Annotated in this window: 17 protein-coding genes and 1 pseudogene; 8 read left to right on the top strand and 10 right to left on the bottom strand. The window is 60.7% G+C overall.

Annotated elements, in window-relative coordinates:
* Window positions 1-152 precede the first annotated feature (152 nt).
* The 6 genes from V7116_RS19305 to V7116_RS19280 all read right to left on the bottom strand — a co-directional run bounded on the left by V7116_RS19305 (window position 153) and on the right by V7116_RS19280 (window position 6,640).
* Entirely contained in the window at window positions 153-947 is a 795-nt protein-coding gene (locus V7116_RS19305) for an ABC transporter permease (RefSeq protein WP_324393603.1), read from the bottom strand.
* A gap of 1 nt (window position 948) precedes the next feature.
* Window positions 949-1,740: an ABC transporter permease gene (locus tag V7116_RS19300; protein WP_324393602.1), complete on the bottom strand. Its 792-nt coding sequence runs from the start codon at window positions 1,738-1,740 to the stop codon at window positions 949-951.
* Entirely contained in the window at window positions 1,737-2,720 is a 984-nt protein-coding gene (locus V7116_RS19295; RefSeq protein ID WP_324393601.1) for an ABC transporter ATP-binding protein, read from the bottom strand. The genes V7116_RS19300 and V7116_RS19295 overlap by 4 nt, the downstream gene beginning before the upstream one ends.
* 153 nt (window positions 2,721-2,873) lie before the next feature.
* A complete protein-coding gene (locus V7116_RS19290; RefSeq protein ID WP_324393600.1) occupies window positions 2,874-3,638 on the bottom strand; it encodes a MerR family transcriptional regulator in 765 nt (254 codons plus the stop codon).
* 107 nt (window positions 3,639-3,745) lie between these two features.
* Window positions 3,746-5,323 carry a hypothetical protein gene (locus V7116_RS19285; protein ID WP_324393599.1) on the bottom strand — a complete coding sequence of 526 codons (1,578 nt, stop codon included), beginning with the start codon at window positions 5,321-5,323 and terminating at the stop codon, window positions 3,746-3,748.
* Between the two features lie 78 nt (window positions 5,324-5,401).
* Window positions 5,402-6,640 carry a hypothetical protein gene (locus tag V7116_RS19280; RefSeq protein WP_324393598.1) on the bottom strand — a complete coding sequence of 413 codons (1,239 nt, stop codon included), beginning with the start codon at window positions 6,638-6,640 and terminating at the stop codon, window positions 5,402-5,404.
* A gap of 134 nt (window positions 6,641-6,774) precedes the next feature.
* Between V7116_RS19280 and V7116_RS25885 the strand changes: the two are divergent.
* Window positions 6,775-6,861: pseudogene (locus V7116_RS25885) on the top strand (glycosyltransferase family 2 protein); the annotation flags it as partial.
* A gap of 109 nt (window positions 6,862-6,970) precedes the next feature.
* Here V7116_RS25885 and V7116_RS19275 read toward each other — a convergent pair.
* The 3 genes from V7116_RS19275 to V7116_RS19265 form a co-directional block, all read right to left on the bottom strand.
* On the bottom strand, window positions 6,971-10,618 hold the full coding sequence (locus V7116_RS19275) for a hypothetical protein (protein WP_324393597.1): 3,648 nt from the start codon (window positions 10,616-10,618) through the stop codon (window positions 6,971-6,973).
* Between the two features lie 394 nt (window positions 10,619-11,012).
* On the bottom strand, window positions 11,013-12,599 hold the full coding sequence (locus tag V7116_RS19270; RefSeq protein ID WP_324393596.1) for a bifunctional metallophosphatase/5'-nucleotidase: 1,587 nt from the start codon (window positions 12,597-12,599) through the stop codon (window positions 11,013-11,015).
* 121 nt (window positions 12,600-12,720) lie between these two features.
* The gene (locus V7116_RS19265) at window positions 12,721-13,323 is read right to left on the bottom strand and encodes a type II toxin-antitoxin system PemK/MazF family toxin (protein ID WP_324393595.1); all 603 of its coding nucleotides are present in this window, start codon (window positions 13,321-13,323) and stop codon (window positions 12,721-12,723) included.
* A 178-nt stretch (window positions 13,324-13,501) separates the two neighbouring features.
* On the opposite strand from V7116_RS19265, the gene V7116_RS19260 reads away from it, so the two are divergent.
* On the top strand, window positions 13,502-13,978 hold the full coding sequence (locus V7116_RS19260) for a VanZ family protein (protein WP_324393594.1): 477 nt from the start codon (window positions 13,502-13,504) through the stop codon (window positions 13,976-13,978).
* A gap of 316 nt (window positions 13,979-14,294) precedes the next feature.
* On the opposite strand, the gene V7116_RS19255 is transcribed toward V7116_RS19260, so the two are convergent.
* Entirely contained in the window at window positions 14,295-14,939 is a 645-nt protein-coding gene (locus V7116_RS19255) for a hypothetical protein (RefSeq protein ID WP_324393593.1), read from the bottom strand.
* Window positions 14,940-15,220: 281 nt separating this feature from the next.
* On the opposite strand from V7116_RS19255, the gene V7116_RS19250 reads away from it, so the two are divergent.
* From V7116_RS19250 to V7116_RS19225, 6 genes are all read left to right on the top strand, one after another.
* Window positions 15,221-15,613 carry a cupin domain-containing protein gene (locus V7116_RS19250; protein WP_324393592.1) on the top strand — a complete coding sequence of 131 codons (393 nt, stop codon included), beginning with the start codon at window positions 15,221-15,223 and terminating at the stop codon, window positions 15,611-15,613.
* Between the two features lie 9 nt (window positions 15,614-15,622).
* Entirely contained in the window at window positions 15,623-16,432 is an 810-nt protein-coding gene (locus V7116_RS19245) for an AraC family transcriptional regulator (protein WP_324393591.1), read from the top strand.
* A gap of 211 nt (window positions 16,433-16,643) precedes the next feature.
* On the top strand, window positions 16,644-17,507 hold the full coding sequence (locus V7116_RS19240) for a carbohydrate deacetylase (protein WP_324393590.1): 864 nt from the start codon (window positions 16,644-16,646) through the stop codon (window positions 17,505-17,507).
* 24 nt (window positions 17,508-17,531) lie between these two features.
* Window positions 17,532-18,425, top strand: coding sequence for an aminoglycoside 6-adenylyltransferase (locus tag V7116_RS19235; protein ID WP_324393589.1), 894 nt, complete (start codon window positions 17,532-17,534; stop codon window positions 18,423-18,425).
* A gap of 14 nt (window positions 18,426-18,439) precedes the next feature.
* Window positions 18,440-19,234: an alpha/beta fold hydrolase gene (locus V7116_RS19230; RefSeq protein WP_324393588.1), complete on the top strand. Its 795-nt coding sequence runs from the start codon at window positions 18,440-18,442 to the stop codon at window positions 19,232-19,234.
* Window positions 19,235-19,772: 538 nt separating this feature from the next.
* On the top strand, window positions 19,773-20,795 hold the full coding sequence (locus V7116_RS19225; protein ID WP_324393587.1) for a 3-oxoacyl-ACP synthase III family protein: 1,023 nt from the start codon (window positions 19,773-19,775) through the stop codon (window positions 20,793-20,795).
* The last annotated feature ends 106 nt before the right edge of the window (window positions 20,796-20,901 follow it).

Below are 20,901 nucleotides of genomic sequence, written 5' to 3'. Positions count from 1 at the left end.
GGGGAGACAGGCAGCGCCCAACGGGGTTTTGTAGGGGCGGGTTTCTAACCCGCCCTGGTTTTTGGTTTTATAAGTTCATAGATCGCGCATTTAATATAGCAGGGGCGCATCGCGTCGCAACGCGCCCCTGCGAAACCGCAGCCGCTACTGTGCTAGCTCGACGCGCTGGCGTAGCGACGTACGCCGGTACGGAACAGGGCCGTCGCCCCGGCGAACAGCGCCACCGCCAACACCAGACTGCCCAGCGCCGTCTCCAGCGCGAGATCGCCCGTCAACGCCTGGGCCGGGATGGTCGTCATCACGCCGACCGGCACGATCCACGTCAGTACCAGCCGCACCCCGCCGGGATAGAGGCTGACCGGGTAGCGCGCCATCTGGAACAGGCCGTTGAACACCCACCCGAACAGGAAGCCGGGACTCCAGAAGATCATCCCGGCGAAGGCCAGCAGCACCGAGTACATTACCAGCATCCCCAGCGCCAGCAGCGCGAGGAAGGCCGCGATCCGCCCGGCGGACAGCGTCGCGTCGAGCTGCGTCACCGCCGCGACGAGCACGCCCAGCCCCAGCGCGAGATCGATCAGCGCGAAGGGCCGCCACTGGCGCACGCTCGCCAGGAATTGGATATCCACCGGGCGCAGCATCACGTAATCGAGCCGCCCCGTCCACACGTCGCCGTCCATCCCGGCCAGCGCGTCCAGGCTCGGCGAGATGAACAGCCCGCGCAGCGCCCCGATCGTCATGTAGACGCCCAGGATCGCCAGCGTCGAGGCGAAGGTCCAGCCGCGCACGTCGTCCACCTGCCCGAACAATACCTCGATCCCGATCACGCCGCCCGCGAGGTTGATCAGCCCGTACGCCAGACTGATCACGAAGTTGACCGGGTAAGCGATCTCCTGCTGCACGGACGCGCGCAGGAATTTCCAGACCAACCGGATGTAGTGTCTCATCTCAGCCTCCCACCGCGGTATAGTGCCGCACGCCGCGCCGCCACGTCAGCCGGTAAAGGCTCAGCGCCACGAGCAGCCAGCCGCCTTGCAGCGCGAACCCGGTCAGGATCTCCGCGCCGGAAAGCCGCCCCATCAGCAGCTCGACCGGGAAGCCGAGCATGTAGCGGAACGGCAGCAGCAGCGCCAGTCGATCGAGCGGCGCGGGCAGCAGCGCGGTCGGCGCGATCTGCCCCGCCAGCACGAAGACCAGCGCCTCCTGCGCCGCCAGCAGCGCATCCGTGCGCGTGAACCAGAACGACAGCAGCGCCTGTGCATAACCCAGGAAGAAACGCAGCGCCCACGCCATTCCCAGCGCGATCACGAACAGCGCGACATTGCCCACCGTGGTCGAGAGCGTCGGGCGCAGGATCAGCGCCAGAACCGCCGTCACCGGGATCACGAAGGTCATATACACGACCTTCCCGGCGATCTCGGATGCAATCGCGTCGAAGACGGGGGCCATCGGATAAAGCAGCAGGCGGCTGAAGCTGCCCATCTGGATCATCATGCCCACCGTCCAGTACGTCTGCGAGTACGTGATCTGGTTGACGTTGATCAGCACGAGGTAGTACGCGACGAACTCGCCGCGCGTCCAGCCGTCCACCGCGCCCTGCCCCGCCGCCGTGGCCCACACAAACAGGTAGATCAGCGGCCCGATCAGCCAGCCGAACGCCAGCAGAAAGAAGAAGCTGCGGCTCTGCATCCACGACGACCACGTGCGCCGCACCAGCATCCAGCCCGCGCGCACGTTCATACCGTTCCTCCGGTGTAGATCTGGTCGATCACCGCTTCGATAGGCGGGTTCTCGACCGCGAGATCCACCACGGGCAGCGCGCCCAGCAGCCGGGCCGTCACCGCCGACGTATCCGCGCGGCTGGCGCGCAGCGTGATCGTGCCGTTTTCCCGCTCGATCAGCTCGGCCTGCGGCGGCAGGTCGAGCGCGCCGTCCGCGTGATCGCCGTCGAGCGTCAGGCGGATCAGCTTGAACGGCGCGAGCTTCTCCAGCAACCCGGCCAGCGCGCCGTCGTAGATCAGCTTGCCCTCGTGGATGACAATCAGCCGCGAGCACAGCGCCTCTACGTCCGCCATGTAGTGACTGGTCAGGATGATCGTCGCCCCGGTGCGCCGGTTGTACTCGCGGATGAACTCGCGCAGGCGGCGCTGAACCGACACGTCCAGGCCCAGCGTCGGTTCGTCCAGGAACAGCACCGCCGGTTGGTGCAGCAGCGAGGCCACCAGCTCGCACTTCATGCGCTCGCCCAGCGAAAGCATGCGCACCGGCTTGGCGATCAGATCGGTCACGCCGAGCATGGCGGCCAGCTCGTCGATGCGCCGCTGAAGTTCACTGGACGGGATGCGGTAGATCTCGCCCAGCACCGCGTAGGAGTCCAGCGAGGGAATGTCCCACATCACCTGGCTTTTGTTGCCCATCACCATGCTGATCTGGCGCAGGTAATCGCCCCGGCGCTCCCAGGGAATTTCCCCCGCCACGCGTACCTCGCCTGCCGTGGGGTGCAGCAGGCCGGAGAGGATCTTGAGGGTCGTGGTTTTGCCCGCGCCGTTCGGCCCGATGAAGCCCACGACCTCGCCCGGCTCGATATCGAAGCTGATGTCCCGAATCGCCTCTACGGTGGAGTGCTGGCGGCGAATCACTCCGCGCAGGGCCTTCAGCCCGGTTTCCCGCACCGGGACCTGGTACGACTTCTGCAAATTGCGAACGTGTACCTGGGACAAGTTTTGAAGTCCTCCTCTGCTATCAGGGTCACAGTTCCCAGTTTAAAGGGGTGGGGGACAGTTGGAAGGTTGCGCCGTTTTTGAACCTGAGAAATGCCAAAAACCTTGGATGCCAATTGGAGGGTTGGGCACGGTTGGATGCCGCGCCGGGGATCAGGCGTAGTTGGGGCGGCGGCGTTTGTCGATCATGGTTTCGAGCTGCGCGATGATGCCCAGCGCGCGGCGCTCCTGGGCTTTCAACGTGGTGTGCCACGTATCGCCCGCGGACAGAATATCGTCGTCGGGCAGCGGGCTGTTCAGCGCCTGCCGCAGATCGGCCTGCCGGTCCCGGTCGAACAGGCGCAGCATCCGCAGCACGGCCATCATGCTGTAGCCCGCCAACCGCAGCATGCGGATCACGCGCAGCCGCCCGATCTCGTCCGCGCCATACTGCCGGTAGCCGTTGGACGGATCGCGCGGCACGCTGATCAGGCCGTTGCGCTCCCAGTTACGCAGCGTATCGGGCGTCAGGTCGAGCAGGCGCGCGGTCTCCTTGATGCGTAACTGCGCGTCCGAAAAATCGAACGAGCTGCCCTGCGCCCACCGCTCCAGGAACTCGATCGCCGCATCCGCCTGGATCAGCTCGCCGCGCACGCGCGCCAGATAGGCGAAGCCCAGTTCCAGTGCGCCGCCCAGATCGTCGGCTGCCGCTTTTTTCACCAGCGACTCTACTAGCGAGCGCCCGCCGGGGAACGGTCCTTGCAGCGCCAGATGCGCCAGCCGCATCTGGTCCAGGTGCGCCTCGGAAAACCGCCGGTAGCCGCTGCGCGTGCGCGGAATCTGCGGGAGGTAGCCACACTGTTCGTAGTAGCGCACGGTGTTGGGATGTACGTTCACCGCCTGCGCGATTTTCGAGGTGGTCAGAAATTTAGGTGGCATTGTGTCTCTCGGAGAACCCCGGCTGCACACCGCCATTATACCCGCATCAGGCCGCCTCTCGTGCAGGAGTACGCCTTATATTGCGAATGCCCAACACGCGCGCAGATCTACGGCTCGGCGTGGTAAGCAAAAACGATCGTGGTGGGCGTTTCGAACGCCACCGTGAACGAGGGATCGCGCCGCAGATCCGCGATCAATGCTTCGCTGGCCACGGGATTGCCACGCTGGAGGTCTTCCGCTTCCTTCGAGATATAGAGATAATCCGGCAGCGGGAAGTAGGCAGGATAGGCCCGTGCATTCTGTTCCAGAATCAGAAGCAGTTCTTGCGCCGCCGCGCAGTCGTCCAACTGCTGTTTGAAGTCCCGAATGGCGCGGTACTTGTCCGGGATCCACTCCGTGCCATAAACGACGTTCAGCACAGTACGATCGGTGAGTTCAGGGAACCATTCGATCTCGTTTGCGAAGACGAGGAAAGTATCGTCCGGCTGGCTGTGCGCCTGGGCTTCCTGCAAAGCCGTCAGTTCTTCATCCGTCACGAACGCGTAGTAAAAAGGCGCCGTCGTCCGGTCGTAGGCGATTTCGGCAAAGATCGGGGCCAGCGCCACCAGCACCGGGAGGAAGCCGGTAAACAGCAGATTTTGCACCCGGCGAACGTCACTGTCAGGGCGCACCGTGCTGGCAACCGTCCGCAGACCGGGCACGATCACACCCTGCCACGCCAGTCCGGCCATCAAGCCAACGGGCACCGAGTAGAGCCAGGGACCTTCGCTCGGCACGAGCACCAGAAACAGCATGAGGAACAGCAAAAACTGCTTGCGAGCCAGCACCGCGTAAAGCACGCCCCACAGCGTCAGCATCTGGGCTAGCGTGGGAAAAACGTATCCCTTCCCCGGCATGAAAAACAGGTCCAGGGTCACGATCAGGGACGATCCCAGATGCGAATGCTCGCTGCCGAACGAGCGCAGGAACAGGCCGAAGCCGTAGCGCGATGCCACCGCGATCAGGTACGGGCTGGCAGCGATCAGGCTCACGGCCACCGGGAGAAGCGCGTTGAGAACGATCCGGCGGCGGGCGTGACGGGTCTTCGGCGCTTTCAAGAAGCGTCCGAGAACGTAAACCACGTAAATGACAGGCGCGGCATAGGCCGTACCGGGTGCGATGAGCACGTTCAGCCCCAGCAGGACGCCAAGCCCAGCCCGGCTGATCCACGTGGACGACGGCTTCACCAGTAACAACTGCCGCAGGAACAGGACGAACACCAGCAGGCCGGTGCTCTCGGCCAGCCCTTCGCCCGGAAGCTGCTCCGCGATGAGCAGAGGCAGCGTGGCGAACGCCAATGTGGCGACCACACGCCCCGCCCTGGAAAAGTCAGGCAAAGCCAGCGTGAGCAGGTAAAACGCCGGGACGACCAAAATCGAAAACACGACGTTGACGTACAGGATGAGGACCGGGCCCTGCTCAAAAATGCTGTCGAGGGCGGCAATCAGATAAAACGCCAGCGGTGGATAGGCGAACGGCAGCCCGCCATTCGTATAGTGGGGAATGGTTTCCGGCATGGCGAAGCCGTGGCTTCGGATCGCCGCAGCAAACGCGTAAAACAGCCCGCCCGAATGATACGCGGTTGGCCCCCCAAACAGCAGCATGGGCAGCACCCGCAGGCAGGCCGCCCACAGTGTAATCGCCACAGGGATCGCTATCGATGCGGGCGACGCAAATCGCGGCTTAGCCTGGGAAGTCTGAACCATGTCGGCGGGCTGCATCACTCAAATCGCCTGCTCGGTGTAGGTTTGCAGCCGGTCGTGGAGCCAATGGTAGGTTACAAGGCCCAGCATCGAAAACAGCATGACGAGCTGCGTCACCTGAAGCACCGCAACCGGCTGATCGTCGGCAGGCTGGAGCGGCGTGGAGGTGATCGTCTGGATCGCACGCGTCATGCCAAGCAGCACCAGCACGAGCGCCGTATTCCAGGAATACGGTCTTGATGTGGTTAGAAGTACCCACATCGGGAGCAGCGCATAAACGTAGGTGTAATCCTTCGACTGGCGCACGGCGAGCAGAATCACCAGGATGAACACGGACAGGCGCAGCGGGAACCGTTCGCGAGCGGGGATCACCCTGAGCTGCCACAGCAGCCAGACGCCCCACACGACCACGCCGAGCATGATCAGCGTTTCGAGGCTGCGAACCCCGAGGACATCCAACGGGAACGCGGTATCGGTGACGGTATCCCGGTAGAAACGGATGCCGTGTAAAAAGTCCCCGATCCAGAAGCCGATCTGGGCCACCGAGATCAGGAACACGCCCGCCATCAGACCTGCCCAGATCACAATGATCTTGTAACGGCGCGTCAGCAGCACCTCAAGCAAAATCGCGGCGACAAAGATCATGCCTTCGGGACGGATCGTCGCACCCACCAGCGCCAGCGCCGCAAGCCACGGGTGATTGGCGTCGATTTGCCACCACGCGATGACGAGACACCCCAGAATGAAGATGACGAAATGCCCGAGGACGAACGTGATCACCGCATACGAATAAAGCAGCGCCGAGAACACGACGACCAGCACGACGATCAGCGGTTTTAACGTCCAGCCGCGTAAATAGAAGGCGACCAACGGCAGTGTAAGCAAGAGAAGAAGCTGCAAACCCGACCAGAGACTGACCGCCACCGGAAACGGAAAGCCCCAGAACGGCAGCAGAATGTAGGTGATGGTGGCCGGGTAGAGAAAGTGCAGTTCCTGGTGTTTGAGGTGATAGGCTTCGTAATCCGTCCCCGCTACGTTTTCGGTTTTCATATCGATGTCGTAGGGGTTTCTGCCCTCCAGCATCGCCCGCGAGCCGTACCAGCGCGGGTAAAAATCGTAGTTGCCGTCGGGCGAGACAAAAACCGCGTGGTATGTAAACGAAAGAAGCCCCCACAGTAAAAAGACGAGGCCAACGAGGATCACCTTATCCCGGCGCGTAACAGCCGGAACACTGCGAAGTTCAGCGCGGTTTACACTCATGTTAGTTCCTCGAACCACTTGAGTTCTCTCGAAACGACCGGCGACCCCGGAAAATCACCCCACCAGCGACAATTGCAAAAGAATAAACGAAGTATAGAATAAAGAGCAAATTGTGAGCAATCGAGGCCAGTACAATGAAGCTCATTATCCAGATCCCGTGTTACAACGAAGAAAAGACTCTTCCCGAAACCCTTGCCGAGCTTCCTCAGCACATCGACGGCAACGCCCGCCAGTGATACTGGCGGGCGTTTTGATTCTCGGCCAGAACGACGCCAAGCGTGAAAGTCGGTTACAAGGCACGTGATGCCGTAGTCCGCGCTTCGCCTGCCCTTACTCGGCGCTGACGCTGTTTGGCCAGCGCAGCATACTGAGCTGCGCGTTGGACATCTGCACCAGAGGCGCCACGAAGCTTAGATCCTCGCTCGCCAGATAGATCGTGCTGCCGTCATCAAACGCAAAGTAGCCGTCAATGGGGCCGGGTGCAGGATGCCAGCCGGTCATATTCACCAGGAGCGGCTCTACGCCTTGAATGCCAGCACGGAACATCACAGGCTCACTCTCAACTTCGCACGTGAAGAACAGGCTCAGCGAGTTTGTTGCGAACAGGGGCATCAGGCACGTCGCGCCGTCTTCCAGCAGCGATCGGCTCTCGGCCACATTTGCCAGCGCCGCGACAAAGATCCCGATCCCGTCCCCCTGCGCCAGTTCATAGGCGATATAGCGCCCATTAGGTGATACTGAAGGTGCCGACCCGCCCGGAATGACGAGCTGGGGCGCGACATCGGGCGTCCTCAGGTCATAGACATAGATGCCGTCCGTGAACGTGAGATAGAGAGCCGTGCCATCCAGCGACCACGCGGGCGGGAAATCGGCCAGCGGCAGCGTATCGTCCACCGGAGCGGCCACCCCCTGCGCAATGTCCAGGATGCGCAGGAACGAATCACTCGTCAGGTACGCCACTCGCTGCCCGGTCGGATCGAGCACCGCGTAGTGGGCATCCTCGCGCAGCAGCACCGGATCGGTGCCGCGCAGCACGTAGATGCTGTCCGGCTGCGCCTGGAACACGGCAACCGGGCGGGAAGCGTCATCCGGGAAGGCAGCCGCCCGCAGATCGGCTGGCAGATCGAGGATATGGACGAGCGCATGCGGATCTCCTTCCAGCAACGTCGGGTCCAGCACGACTTCCTGCGGCGGTGGTGGCGCAGCGGCAGCGGTCACCGTGACGTTGAACATCACGCTGCTGGCGGCGCCGTTGGCACGCGCAACCAGCGTCACAACGGCCATGCCCGGCTGCACGCCGGTGAGCACGATCTCGCCGTTCACCATCTGCGCGATCGCTACCTGCGGATTGGACGACACGGCGGCGATCTCATCGAATGGCGCGCCGCTGTTGGTGATCGGAATGCGTAGTTCCGTCAGAATCGCCAGACTTTGCGCCGCGATGGGTGCAAGCTGCGGGGCAGCAGGTGCGGCGGCAGCGCCGGGCAGCACGACGTTCACTGTGAAAGTTACGGTCGATACGACGTGCGGGTTATCGCCCATTTCCATGATGCTGATCGTGATCTCACCGCTACCCGGCGAGATCGCCATCAGATTGACCAGCCCCTCGTGCACCACCTGGGGCGCGGCTGAGACGAACGCCAGTACGATCTCTGGCGCGCCTGTTTCGGCGGTGAGGATCAGCACGCGACCGTCCGCGTTTTCAAAATGCACGGGAAGATCCACGATGTCGCCAACGACCAGGGTCTGATCGGCAACGGGCACGATGTTCGGCGGCGCGCTCTCGGCCACCTCGATCGCAAACACGACCGACTCTGTCTCACCAGTGTTGGTATCGGTGTAGAACAGGGTCACCACCGTCTGCCCCGGCGCGACGCCGGTCAGCTTGAGCTGGCCGTTCTCCAGGCTGGCGAGCGCGATGGTGTGATCGACCGTATTGGCGGCGAAGAGACTGCTGGTCACCTGCGCGATCGCTTCGGGCGCAGCATAGGGCAGCCAGCGTACCTCGCCGGGCGCGAGCCGCACACCGGCTTGCGCGTAGAGCACTTGATTAGCAGCAGTTCCGGTTGGTAACGCGGAATTCTCACGGCTGAAGGCAACCGGACAGCCATCCAACCCAACGCCCACTTCGTCAGGACAGCTATCCTCTTCGTCCGGCACGCCATCCCGATCCACATCGCGCGGATTGATGATCACGGGGAAGTATTCGCACAGATCCTCATCGTTGAGGATCGTCACGTAGTCGTCCCAGGCGTGCACGTCGTTCCAGTCCAGATTGGTGACGGGATCGCCGTCCACCTCGAAGCGCTCCGTACCGGCATTGTAACAGTGAGGCAGCGGGCCCCCTATTCCCGGAACCTGCCCCGTGTTGATGTAGTCAACAGCCGCCTGACAGCTATTGGGGCTGTGCAGAATACTGTACAACTCCAGTTCGGTCAGCTCCGGGCCATACGTGCTGAGCAGAGCGGCAGTCAAAGGGCAGTTAAACTGCGGAACGTTTTCGAGCGGCTTCTCGGGTTTTTCATAACTTTTTATCGTGCCCAACGGATCGGCGCAAAACGCATAAAAGTCCGCTTCGCGCAGCAGGCGCGCGATGTCCGTGTTAACGAGCAACGCACCGAGCCGCATCAGCTCGATACTCAACGGGTTGGTGTAACCACATTCACGCAGCGCGTCTTCGAGCAGGTCTTGCTCAACAGTTCGCCTGCGCCCCCCGAAATTTAAGATCTGGATCTGCCCGCAGTCTACGGCCAACCCTGCCGGGTCCAGGCTCATCGCCTGCGCTTTTTCCAGCAGCACCTCGGCACGCTCAGCGTCTACGTCAAGGCAAACCGCAGCGGAAAGCTGCACGACCGTCTCCAGGCTGCCCTGCCACAACTCCAGCGGAAGGTGCCCCTGGCGAAGTTCTTCCTCCACGGTGCACGCATTCTCGGCGGTCAGGCCGTTGGCAACCTGCTGCCACAGCCCGCCGTTGTCATCATAAAGCTCGCCCAGGTATGACGACAGGCTGGCGAGTTTTTCCGGGCAGGCTTCCATCATCGCGGAGCGAATCCGGCCCGGCACGATCTCCGGCGCGACGCCGAACACCACATCGGCCAGCATCGCGTCCGCTTCGTCGCAGCCGTTACCCATCGCGGCGAGATCCAGTTGGACGTAGACGGGCAGTTCCTGCGCCTCGGCTGCGATCTGCGGGCAGTCGCTCAACGTGTCCTGCAAATCGACCGAGTACTTGAGAAGCTGAGGAGCCGCTGCGTTGGCGAGGGGGGGTGCATCCTCAACCTCAGCCGGTTCCCCTGCCGGGTCGCTCTCCGCGCCTTGCGGATAGGTCACCGGGACACCGCCACAGTCGCCGCCCTGCTGCGTCACGTAGCCAGCCACCCAGCCGCCGCTCACCTCGTACCAGGTGCCGTCGCTCATATCGGCGCGACCCAGCACATCGTAGCCGGTGAAGGGCTGCAAGCTGCCAGCCAGATCGCCGCTGGTCGAAGGCGTCGCGCGGACGTTCACACGGGCATCCCCCCACGGAGCTATCTGACAGGGGCCATCGGCGGGCAGAACAAAGCTGCTCACGAGCGGCGCGTCTGCGCTGGTATCAGGAGCCGGATCGGGATCGGCGGGGGGATTCGTATCAGCGGGTGGATTGGGATCAACGGGAGGGTTAGAGTCTGCGGGTGGATTCGAGTCAGCCGGAGGGCTGGAATCTGCGGGCGGATTGGAATCAGACGGCGGATTGGAATCAGACGGCGGGCTGGAATCCGATGGAGGGCTGGAATCGCCCGAAGACGGTGGGGGATCGACCCCAATCACCTGGAATGCTGACGAAGCGAGCATCACTCCGCCCTCATCGACCCACACCGAGTACATCCCGCCGGGATCTTCGGGATAGACGTAGATGACGAAGTAGTTCGTCGCCGCAGTGATGGCAATGGGTCCATCCCACGTGGCGCTGCCATCCGGGCTGGAAACGTGGACGTTCACAGTGGACCCAGGAGTGAAGCAGTACAGGGTGAAGGTGAAATCGGTCCCCGCAAACCCACTTGTGGGACTGACTGAAATGGAGGGACCACAGTCCTGTGCGTGGAGCGGCAAAGGTACGGTGAAGAGTGCAGCGACAGCCGCCAGAACCAAGAAGCCTTTAAATTTCATAAACTTTCTCCAGTCTGGCTATTCGCTTTTTTATCGTACGGGACATGTAACCATTAAGTCGAGTGTCATACTCCATGCATTTTTATGATATTTATCTATTGAGGCGGCACTGTACATTACAGAGTTGTGGATAATTACGCGGAGCCAGCGCTCTGAGGTAAAAACAACCCTCCTGCGGCAGCATCCCGCCCCAGGAGGGTTTTATTAGACTACGCAGTCGTGAAGCTTACCGGACCAGATTCAGGCCGGTGATACGTCCCTCAAGCTCCGGCGCAACCGGGCTGTTGGCCTGGATGTAGTCCGCCGCGACCACGTCCAGCGGACGGCCATAGTCATACGGATCGATGGCGTGCTCGGCCAGCATGGTATATTCATCCCCACCACCCCGCGTGAAGTTATTCGCGGCGACCGAATATACGCCGTCGAGGTCCAGCGGCTCGTACGCGCCCGTGGCGTCGTTCCACACGTCCACGCTCACGATGCGGCTGCCCACTTCCTGGTTCAGATCCCAGGTAAACCGCAGACCGGAGACCTGGAGGAAGCGGCCCGTGCCGCCCTCGGGCGAGTTCCAGCGGGAGACGCTGTTTTCGAGCATGTCCCACACGTACTGGCCCTGCAGGTCGAACGTGCTGACGAGATTGCCGAACGGCAGCACCGTGATCACTTCACCCAGCGTGATCTCGCCTTCGTCGATCGAGGCGCGGATGCCGCCGCCGTTCATGACCGCGATCTGAGCGCCGGTTTCCTGGCGGATCGCGTCCGCAATCATGTTGCCAATCGCGCATTCTTCGAAGCGGCACAGCGAGCCTTCATTGTCGAGCGCCACGGCGGTTTCACCGACCGGCTGCACAAGCAGATCGGCCAGCGGCGCGCGCAGTTCTTCGACCAGGGCGGTCATGTTGTCATCCGGCGCGATGTACTGCGACAGCAGGATCAGGTCGCCGCTTGCGCCCGTGACCACGCCGTTCGCGTCGAACGTCACGTTCAGACGGCCCATGAATTCGTTCTGATCGTCGGCCTGCACGATGTAAACCGGCTGGCCTTCGGGATTATTGACGACCACCGGATAACCGGCTTCCGCGCCCGTGTACTGGTTGCTCAGGCGCGTGTGGCTGTCGCCGCCGACGATGATGTCCACGCCCGTCACCTGCTCCGCCACGATCTCATCAAGGCCGAGGCCCTCGTGCGTCAGCAGAATGATCTTGTTGATGCCCTGTCCGGTCAGCTCGTCCACGTACTGCTGCGCGATCCCGGCGTAGTCGTCGCTGAACACCAACGCGTCGCTGGGGTTGGACTTGTGCGTCGTGTCCACCGTCAGCAGGCCGATCACGCCGATCTGCTCGCCGTTGACGTCCAAAATGGTGTACGGATCGACCAGCCCGTCCAACGGCGACCCGGCGAACTCGACGTTAGCCGTCACCACGGGGAAATCCGCGCCCTGGATAAATTCAGCCAGCGTCTCGTCCCCGTGATCGAACTCGTGGTTGCCGAGCGACATCACGTCGTAGCCCATCAGGTTCATGATCTGGACCTGATCCTGGCCCTTGTAGTACGAATGGAACAGCGAGCCGGTGAAGCGGTCGCCCGCGTCCATCAGCAGTACGTTTGGCACGGCAGCGCGGATCTGCTCCACGACCGCCGCCTGGCGGGTGACGCCGCCGTTGCCGCTCGAATTTGGATCATGGCTGGCGTGGGTGTCGTTCGTATGCAGAATGGTAAGCTGGAACGGCTCGTCTTCCTGGGCAATTGCAGCCGGAACCGCAACGGCCACCACCATCACGACAGTCAAGAACATTAGCAGCAGCTTGCGCACGTTCAAATTCCCCTTTCGTGTCAGAAACTAACGCGTTCGACATTTTACAGGGATCGCGTGAAACGCACGACAAGAGCAGGTTAAAGCTCGCCTGCAAGGAGGTAAAGCGGTCTTTACCTGCTCAGCGGGAGAAATAGGAGGACTGCAAGAAGCGCATCCCGGCGAGGATCTGGCCGACGCGCGGCTCGCTCAGGGAGCCGATGTACTCGCCTAACTGCGTCTTTTCGATCGCCGAGACCTTCGACACTTCGACCACGCTTTGTTTGGGCAGGGCCGCTTCGTCTGCATCGAGCAGTACATTGCCGGGATAACTCGCGCGCTTCAGGTTTGAGGTCAGCGCGCACACCACGACCGAATCCAGGCGGCTGTGGTTAAGCACGTCCTCCTGAATCACCACGTAGGGGTGGCGGATTTCCGGCTCCGCATCGTCCGCCCCTTCCCGCTGCAGCCAGTACACGTCTCCGCGATTGACGACCCGCTGCGGATCGCTGCACGTGATTTCCGCAGCGCGATCAACGAGATCGGTATGCGCGCCCGGACCGGGCGGTCCCTGGATGGGTTCGCCCTCGTCATCGAGCGGGAGCCGAACGCGGTACGTTTCGACAAACTGCTCGATGGCGAGCTGGATCACCCGGTTTTGAGAGCTGTCCAGGTGGCGCGCCAGGGTTTTCACCTGACTGAGCAGCGCGGCGGGGATCGTGATCGAGGTTTTTATCGTTGGCACGGATACGTCAGGCCTCATCAAGTGATTTTTGCAGCGGACAGGCCCTAATCTTACCGTTTGTTGTACACTTAACCATTGGTACTCTCGCGCCGTGGCATCCGTGACTGCATCCCCTTAAGTGAGCACCGGCCCGGATAAGGTTGACCTGTGCGGCTCATGAAAAGACAAACGACCTGATATGAAGCGTCTGAACCGGCTAACCCCCTACTTCCAGCATCCCCTGATTCGCTGGGCGCTCACGCTCACCTGGACCGCCACCGCCGCGTCACTCATGCTGTCGCCGTCCGGGGAAGGCACCACCGTCACGTGGGTTTCAAAGCTATTTGGCGGCACGGAAACCACCGACGCCGTCGGGCACGTGATCATCAACTCGATCCTGGGCTTTCTGTGGGCCTGGACCATGAGCCTCTACACGTCTTCGGCCAACACCACCCGCATCGTCCTGGTGGGCGGCCTGATCTGGGGCTTCACCGCGGAAGGGACGCAGTACTTTGTCCCGGGGCGCGGAACCTCGCTGCTCGACCTCGCCGCCAATATCCTCGGCGTGTCCGTTGGCGTGTCACTCTTCAGGCTGTTCATCCACTACGCCCCCGATATATCCACCACCAGACAGAATCCTCCCTCAGCCGTGGACCGTCAATCGTCTGGCAGGTGATCAAGTAAACTGGGCCAATCGTTCCTTGCCGTTTTTTAGCGCGCGCGTCACCGACGAACCAACATCCAACACCGCAAGAAATTACAATATCGTGGCGCGCTTTTTCCGTATCCTGTGCTTATATTGGGATCAGACAGGAGCGCGGGCAATGACACTGGCACCTATCGCACATTGCATGGACAACGGCACGATCACGGCGGCGGGGGCGCTCGGATAGTCAGTTCGGGAATCGGCAGAATTGGTTGGGCGAGCAACGATATGGGAGGCCTTTTTCAATGGTAGTCCATATCAGGTTTGAGACGATGAAATTATGGCCTTAATACCATTGATGCTCTGGAGGATTTCCACATCCTCCCACTATTGACTGAGAAGCAAATCCCTTCCAGGGAAACGCATGAGATTGATACAATGGAATGGGGAAGTTAAAAAAGGCGATCTTTCTAATAATCATGTCGGGTTGGAAATGCTGCTGTAAATAACCGGTTGGGAGCTCAGCGTAGCCAAGGATATTTTTCGAAAAGTAGACACTTGCCTGAACATAAGGATTGAGGCCATTGCCCACTACACATAAATAGGCTGATATCGGATTACCAAATAACAAAACAGCTTCTCCAAGACGCAAATCTTCTGGGTATAATTCGACTGTCACAACAGGTTCTTCATTATTTATTAGATTCTGGAACACACATATGGTGCCTAAATCCTGTTTTGTCCAACATAGTGGATAGGCTGATTGTTCAACAAATACAAACCCTGTTTTGGAAAGGATAGTCTTGGCTTCATCAAGCGATGTCGTTCCCGGATAAATCGAGTTCCAACAAAATTCTCCTGATTCACAAATAAAGGATTGGTGCGATTGCAAAGCAGCTGATTTTTGAATATGTCCTATAGCGCGACAAATAATGATTGTTCCCGTTAGAGCCAAAAACAAAATCCATCCTAGCAGGAAAAAACGTCCCATACTTGTATCCTGTCATCGGAGGGATACGGGTCCAAAACTCGCATTGCTCCCTCAATTCATTGGGGTCTTGATAAGGCCTCAATTATTATGACGAACTGGTAAACTTTAGACTACATTTCCACCCAGAGGCGTTGGCATAGGCGTTTGAGTCGGGGGAGGCGTTCGCGCCATAATCGAGAGATCCCGCCGTTAGGCCATCCAACACCGCAAGAAATTACAATAACGTGGCGCGCTTTTTGCGTATCCTGTGTGTATATCGGGATCAGACAGGAGCGCGGGTTATGACACTGGCACCTATCGCGAACTGCATGGACAACGGCACGATCACGGCGGCGGGGGAAACGATCCGGACTGAGGATATCGACTGGCAGCAGCACCCCACGTACAAGGGCGTGCACCTTAAGCATCTGGTTCGCGGCGAGAGCACGAACGGGCAGTTAAGCTGCCACATGGTCAAGGTCGATCCGGGATGCACGCTGGAACTGCACACCCACGCGGCGCAGTGGGAGCTGCACGAAGTCATCGACGGAGCCGGGATTTGCACCCTGGACGGCAGCGTTATCCCGTATGCGCCGGGACAGGTGACCGTGATCCCGTGCGGCACGCCTCACGCCGTGACCGCCGAGAGTGACGGTCTGGTGATGCTCGCCAAATTCTTCCCGGCCCTGTGCTAGAGGGAAACCATGCCCCAACCGAGTACGCGCTTCGTGCACCTGCCCGACCTGGACATCACGACAGGGATCGATGTCTGCCGTACGTTTCCACGGCACATCCACGAGTCGTTTTGTATCGGGCTGGTCGAGCGCGGGGCGCGTACTGTCACCACACCACACGAGGAAATCCGAATTGAGCCGGGCGAGCTGTTCGTCCTCAATCCGCAGCAGCCTCACGCCTGCGCCATCACCGGCACGAACACGTTCTATCGCGTCATCAGCATCAAGCCGGAGGTAATGCGGTCGTTTGTGGCCTCGCTGGATGAAACGGCATCCGCACTGCCTGTTTTCACCGCGATCCGTGTCGTGAACGATCCGCTTGCGGCGGTGATCCGGCAGTTATGCGATCTGGCCGAACGCGATCACGATCCCGTCGAGCGTGAAAGACTTTTGGCGCATCTGCTCACCGAACTGATCGCGCACTACAGCGACTATGCCACCGACCGCCCCTGCCCCGCCGTACCGGACAGTGCCATCCAGCCCGCCCGCGACTACATCCAGGCGTGTTACGCGCAGAAGCTCAATCTGGACGATCTGGCGCAGACGTGTCACCTCAGCCCGTACCACTTTCAGCGCGTGTTTGTAGAGCATATGGGCCTGTCTCCGCACGACTACCTGATGCACACCCGCATCCGGCACAGTAAATCGCTGCTGCGCCAGGGCATGCCCCTCGCGGACGTGGCGCAGGACGTCGGGTTCGTGGATCAGAGCCACTTCACGCACAGCTTCAAGCGCATCGTCGGGCTTACGCCGGGCTACTTCGCCCGCCAGCAGCAGTAGGCCCTGCCGGATCTGCCCCCGTCTCCACTGCCCCACACACTCCACATGTGAAACGCGTGCGCGGCTCCGGCAGAGGCTTGATAGCGCTCTCGCTCTGTGACATACTGTTTCTGTCTTTTTGGGGCAGCACAGGGAATCGGAGCGACCTGCTTGCCCGCGACCGCCCCGATCCTCCAACTTATCGTTTCGTTAAAAAATTCAGGGGTAAAAAATGAGTCAGGCACGTCAAGCCAGTACGAACGAACTCCTGGGCTATCCAGGCGACGCGCGACTGCTGCTGGTCAATGCGGACGACTTCGGCATGTACCAGTCGATCAACGAAGCCGTAGTCCAGTCGTTCAAAGCAGGGATCGTGTGCTCTACCAGCCTGATGGCCCCTTTGCCGGGCACAGCCCACGCGATCCAGCTTGCCCAGGAAAACCCCGAAGTCCGCCTTGGCGTTCACCTCTCGGTCATCCGCGACATCGGCCACTACTACTGGGAACCGCTCGCGCCCAGGGAACAGATTCCGTCATTGCTGGACGAGGACGGCTATTTCTACACCATCGAACGAATGCTTGTGATGTTGGAGCGCACGAGGCTCGATGAAGCCGAGATCGAGTTCAGAGCGCAGATCGAAACGGTGCTCGCTGCCGGACTCAAGCCCACACATGTCGATTGGCACTGTCTGCACAGTGGGGGCCGGAGCGACATCTTCGACCTGACCATGGGACTGGCAAAGGAATACGGGCTGGCGCTGCGCGTCGCGTCGCACCCCTTTATCGAGCAGGTGCAAAGCCAGGGTCTGCCCACGGATGATTACGATCTGCTGGACAGCTTCAGCGTGGATATCGACACGAAGTCCGCCCACTATGCGCACCTGCTGCGGGATCTGCCCGAAGGTCTCAGTGAGTGGGCGGTGCATCCGAGCTTCGGCAGTGCGGAATCGCAGGAAATCGATCCGGGCGGCTGGCGCGTGCGGCGGACGGACTTCGATTTTGTCGGCTCGCCGGAGGCGCGCGCCATCATCGACCGGGAAGGCATCGTGCTGGTCAGCTACGAGCAGCTTCAAACCGCGTGGCAGAACCGGGCTTAAGCAGCAGTGCCAACCCAGGCGCTTATGGACGATCCCATTATCCAAAACCTGATCGCGTGGGCCGAACGGCGCGACAGCGTCCGGGCGGTGCTGCTCACCAGCACCCGCACGATTCCCGGCGCGCAGCTCGATCCGTTTTCCGACTACGACGTGATTCTGGCCGTTTCGGACGTCCGCCCCTACTTCGAGGATCGCGCCTGGCTGGGCGCTTTCGGCCCCGTGCTGGCCGTGTACCGCGATCCGCTGCGCGAGGATGGCGGCTTCGAGCGATTCGCCTACATCACGCAGTACGAAAACGACCGTCTGAAAATCGATTTCACGGTGATTCAAGCGGGCTGGCTGCGCCATGTCGTGGAAATGTCCGCACTGCCGGACGAACTGGACATCGGCTATCGGGTGCTGCTCGACAAAGACGGCCTGACGAGCGGTCTCAGACCCCCCACCCACACGGCCTTCATCCCCACGCCGCCGGCTGAAGCTCTGTACCTGGAGCGGATCGAGGTCTTCCTTCACGAAGCGACCTACGTCGCCAAAAACATCTGGCGCGACGAACTGCTGCCCGCCAAGTACAGCCTCGACCACGTGATGAAGCTCAAGTTTGTGGGCCAGATGCTGGAATGGCGGATGGGCCTCGAAACGGGGTGGTCCGTCAAAACGGGTGCGTTGGGCAAGGGCCTGAAGCAGCACACGCCGCCCGAGCTGTGGCGGGCGCTGGAAGACACTTATGTTGGAGCGAGCGCGGCGGAGAACTGGGACGCGCTGTTCAACACGATCGAGCTGTACCGGCAGGTGGCGATCAAGGTCGGTGAGCAGCTTGGATACGCCTATCCGCACGCGCTGCACCGGCGGATGATCGCGTACCTGGAGGGTGTGAAAGCCCTGGAACCCAACGCATCACCCGGTATCACGCCACACTAAAGGCACTTCAAACCATGCAAAATGTGAGACTGTACGGCAGCGCGCCCTATACCGTCGCCGTCGTTCATGGCGGGCCGGGCGCGCCGGGATCGATGGCTCCGGTTGCCCGCGCGCTTGCATCCTACGGCTTCGGCGTGCTGGAACCGCTGCAAACGGCGGGATCCGTCGATGGGCAGGTCAACGAACTGTACGACGTTCTGCGCACGCATGGAAAGCTGCCCATCACGCTGATCGGCTGGTCGTGGGGTGCGATGCTGGGCTTCATCACCACGGCGCGCCATCCTGACGCAGTCCGTAAGCTGATCCTGGTGAGCAGCGGCGTCTACGAGAACCAGTATGCGCCGTCGATCATGGAAACGCGCCTGAGCCGCCTGAACGATGCAGAACGCGCCGCCATCAATGAGGCATTTCAGCGCCTCGATAATCCGGACGATCCGGACCGGGATGCGGCACTGGCGTTCATCGGCAGCGTGCTCAAAACCAAAACGGACAGTTTCGATCTGATAGCCGATCCGGACCAGGATGTGATCGAGGTGCACTCCGATATCCACAACGCGGTATGGGCGGAAGCGAGCACGCTGCGCGAATGCGGGGAATTGGTTGCATTGGGCCGCTCGATCCGGTGTCCGGTGGTGGCGCTTCACGGCGACTACGATCCGCATCCGGTGGCCGGTATTCAGGAACCGCTGAGCAGCGTGCTGGATGATTTCCGCCTGATCACGCTGAACCGCTGCGGGCACTATCCGTGGCAGGAACGGTATGCCCGCGAGGCGTTTTTCGCGCTGCTGCGGCAAGAACTGGGCAGCTAATAAGTCCCATGGGCGATATGGCGGTGTGTTCATCTACAGTGAACATCCCTGAAATCCTCTTATTTTCGATGCGTTTTTATTCTAAAGATTTTTATGACCAATAACAGCACGCTTGATAAAATTTTCACAAAACCTATACGCTAGAGCGTTGAATCGATGCTTCGACTCGCATACAATGAAACTTGTTACCTCTAGTCCGGTAGCCACAATGGAATATCGAAGTGAGTGCGGGGACTCACGGCTTCGATCCAACACCACCACACGCTGCATTGAGCTTGCGTTACTCGTGCTTCCCCCGTTCAAAACCTTGATTTCCTGACGCGCCAGCGAAACGCGACACAACGTCAATACGTATTGGCTTTGAGACGGGGCAATCCTCCAACGTAGAGCCGCCCCACTTCAGGCTGCTACACCCATTTTGAGCGATACGGTGAATCCGGTACTGCGACATACGCGGTGGATGCCGTGTAATAGAGTTTGATGACCTGTGCGATGTCGGCTGCACGCGTACTCATCAAGGGAGACGGCACAAACCACCATGTCAAACCGCAACGGACACCACTTTGGCCCCACGAATACACGCTACGCGCACATCACCGGGTGGGGCATGGAAATGCCAACCCGCATCATGGTCAATGCGGAAATCGAGACGTCGCTGCAGCTCGAAGAGAACTGGATTTTCCCGCGCACCGGCATTCTGGAGCGGCGCATTGCCGCGCCCGATCAGACGTCCACCGACCTGGGAGCCGCTGCCGCGCAGAAAGCGCTCGATGTCGCGAGCGTCACGCCACAGGACGTTGACCTGATCATCGTTGCGACCTCGACGCCGGAGTTCATTTTTCCCAGCACGGCCAGCCTGATCCAGAACCGGCTGGGGCTTACGGATACCGGCGCAGTGGATGTCAGTGCGGCGTGCAGCGGGTTTGTGTACGCACTGGACTTGGCCGTCAGCAAAGTCCGCATGGGCAGCGTGAACACCGTGCTGGTTATCGGCACAGAGACGATGAGCAGGCTGATGGACTGGCAGGATCGTAAGACTTGCGTGCTCTTTGGGGATGGCGCGGGGGCTGTCGTGGTACAGGGCAGTGACGACTCCGGCGGCGTCATGACCAGCATATTACGCTCAGAAGGGTCGGGCTGGGAAAAACTGGTGGTGCCGACGGTAGGCAGCCTGAACTCCTTCCTGCGGGATGGCGCGCACCAGATGCATACCATGTATATGGATGGGCGCGCAGTGCGTGAGTTTGCGACCTGTGCGCTTGTTACCGGCATCAGCGCGGTGACGCGTCAGGCTGGCCTTGCTGTGAGCGATCTCGATCTGTTGATCCCCCATCAGGCCAATCTGCGTATCATCGAAGCCGCCGCCGATGCGCTGGAATTCCCGATGAACAAGGTCTATAGCAATCTCGATCGCTATGGGAATACTTCTGCGGCCTCTATTCCGATTGCGATATGCGAGGCTGTTTCCGAGGGGTGCCTTAAGCCCGGCGACGTCCTGGGCCTGATCGGCTTCGGCGGGGGTCTCACCTGGGGCGCGATGGTCCTGGAATGGGGTGGATAGGAAACGGGGCACGGATTTGCGCCCAGCTACGCATGAGTGGTGTCTGGGCGCACTTAGAGGCCATTTAAAAATTCCTGTTCGGTAGAATGGAGGTGCGAACCGAACC

This window comes from Aggregatilinea sp., assembly GCF_036822615.1.
In the GTDB taxonomy this organism is placed as follows: domain Bacteria; phylum Chloroflexota; class Anaerolineae; order Aggregatilineales; family Aggregatilineaceae; genus Aggregatilinea.
This window is presented reverse-complemented; position numbering and strand designations above follow the sequence as displayed.

Bases quoted from the DNA above. Each gene is read 5' to 3' on its own strand.
- V7116_RS19290 (WP_324393600.1), bottom strand. From the start codon at position 3,638: ATGCCACCTAAATTTCTGACCACCTCGAAAATCGCGCAGGCGGTGAAC.
- V7116_RS19300 (WP_324393602.1), bottom strand. From the start codon at position 1,740: ATGAACGTGCGCGCGGGCTGGATGCTGGTGCGGCGCACGTGGTCGTCG.
- V7116_RS19245 (WP_324393591.1), top strand. From the start codon at position 15,623: ATGCCCCAACCGAGTACGCGCTTCGTGCACCTGCCCGACCTGGACATC.
- V7116_RS19255 (WP_324393593.1), bottom strand. From the start codon at position 14,939: ATGGGACGTTTTTTCCTGCTAGGATGGATTTTGTTTTTGGCTCTAACG.
- V7116_RS19260 (WP_324393594.1), top strand. From the start codon at position 13,502: ATGAAGCGTCTGAACCGGCTAACCCCCTACTTCCAGCATCCCCTGATT.
- V7116_RS19305 (WP_324393603.1), bottom strand. From the start codon at position 947: ATGAGACACTACATCCGGTTGGTCTGGAAATTCCTGCGCGCGTCCGTG.
- V7116_RS19240 (WP_324393590.1), top strand. From the start codon at position 16,644: ATGAGTCAGGCACGTCAAGCCAGTACGAACGAACTCCTGGGCTATCCA.
- V7116_RS19280 (WP_324393598.1), bottom strand. From the start codon at position 6,640: ATGAGTGTAAACCGCGCTGAACTTCGCAGTGTTCCGGCTGTTACGCGC.
- V7116_RS19235 (WP_324393589.1), top strand. From the start codon at position 17,532: ATGGACGATCCCATTATCCAAAACCTGATCGCGTGGGCCGAACGGCGC.
- V7116_RS19250 (WP_324393592.1), top strand. From the start codon at position 15,221: ATGACACTGGCACCTATCGCGAACTGCATGGACAACGGCACGATCACG.
- V7116_RS19225 (WP_324393587.1), top strand. From the start codon at position 19,773: ATGTCAAACCGCAACGGACACCACTTTGGCCCCACGAATACACGCTAC.
- V7116_RS19230 (WP_324393588.1), top strand. From the start codon at position 18,440: ATGCAAAATGTGAGACTGTACGGCAGCGCGCCCTATACCGTCGCCGTC.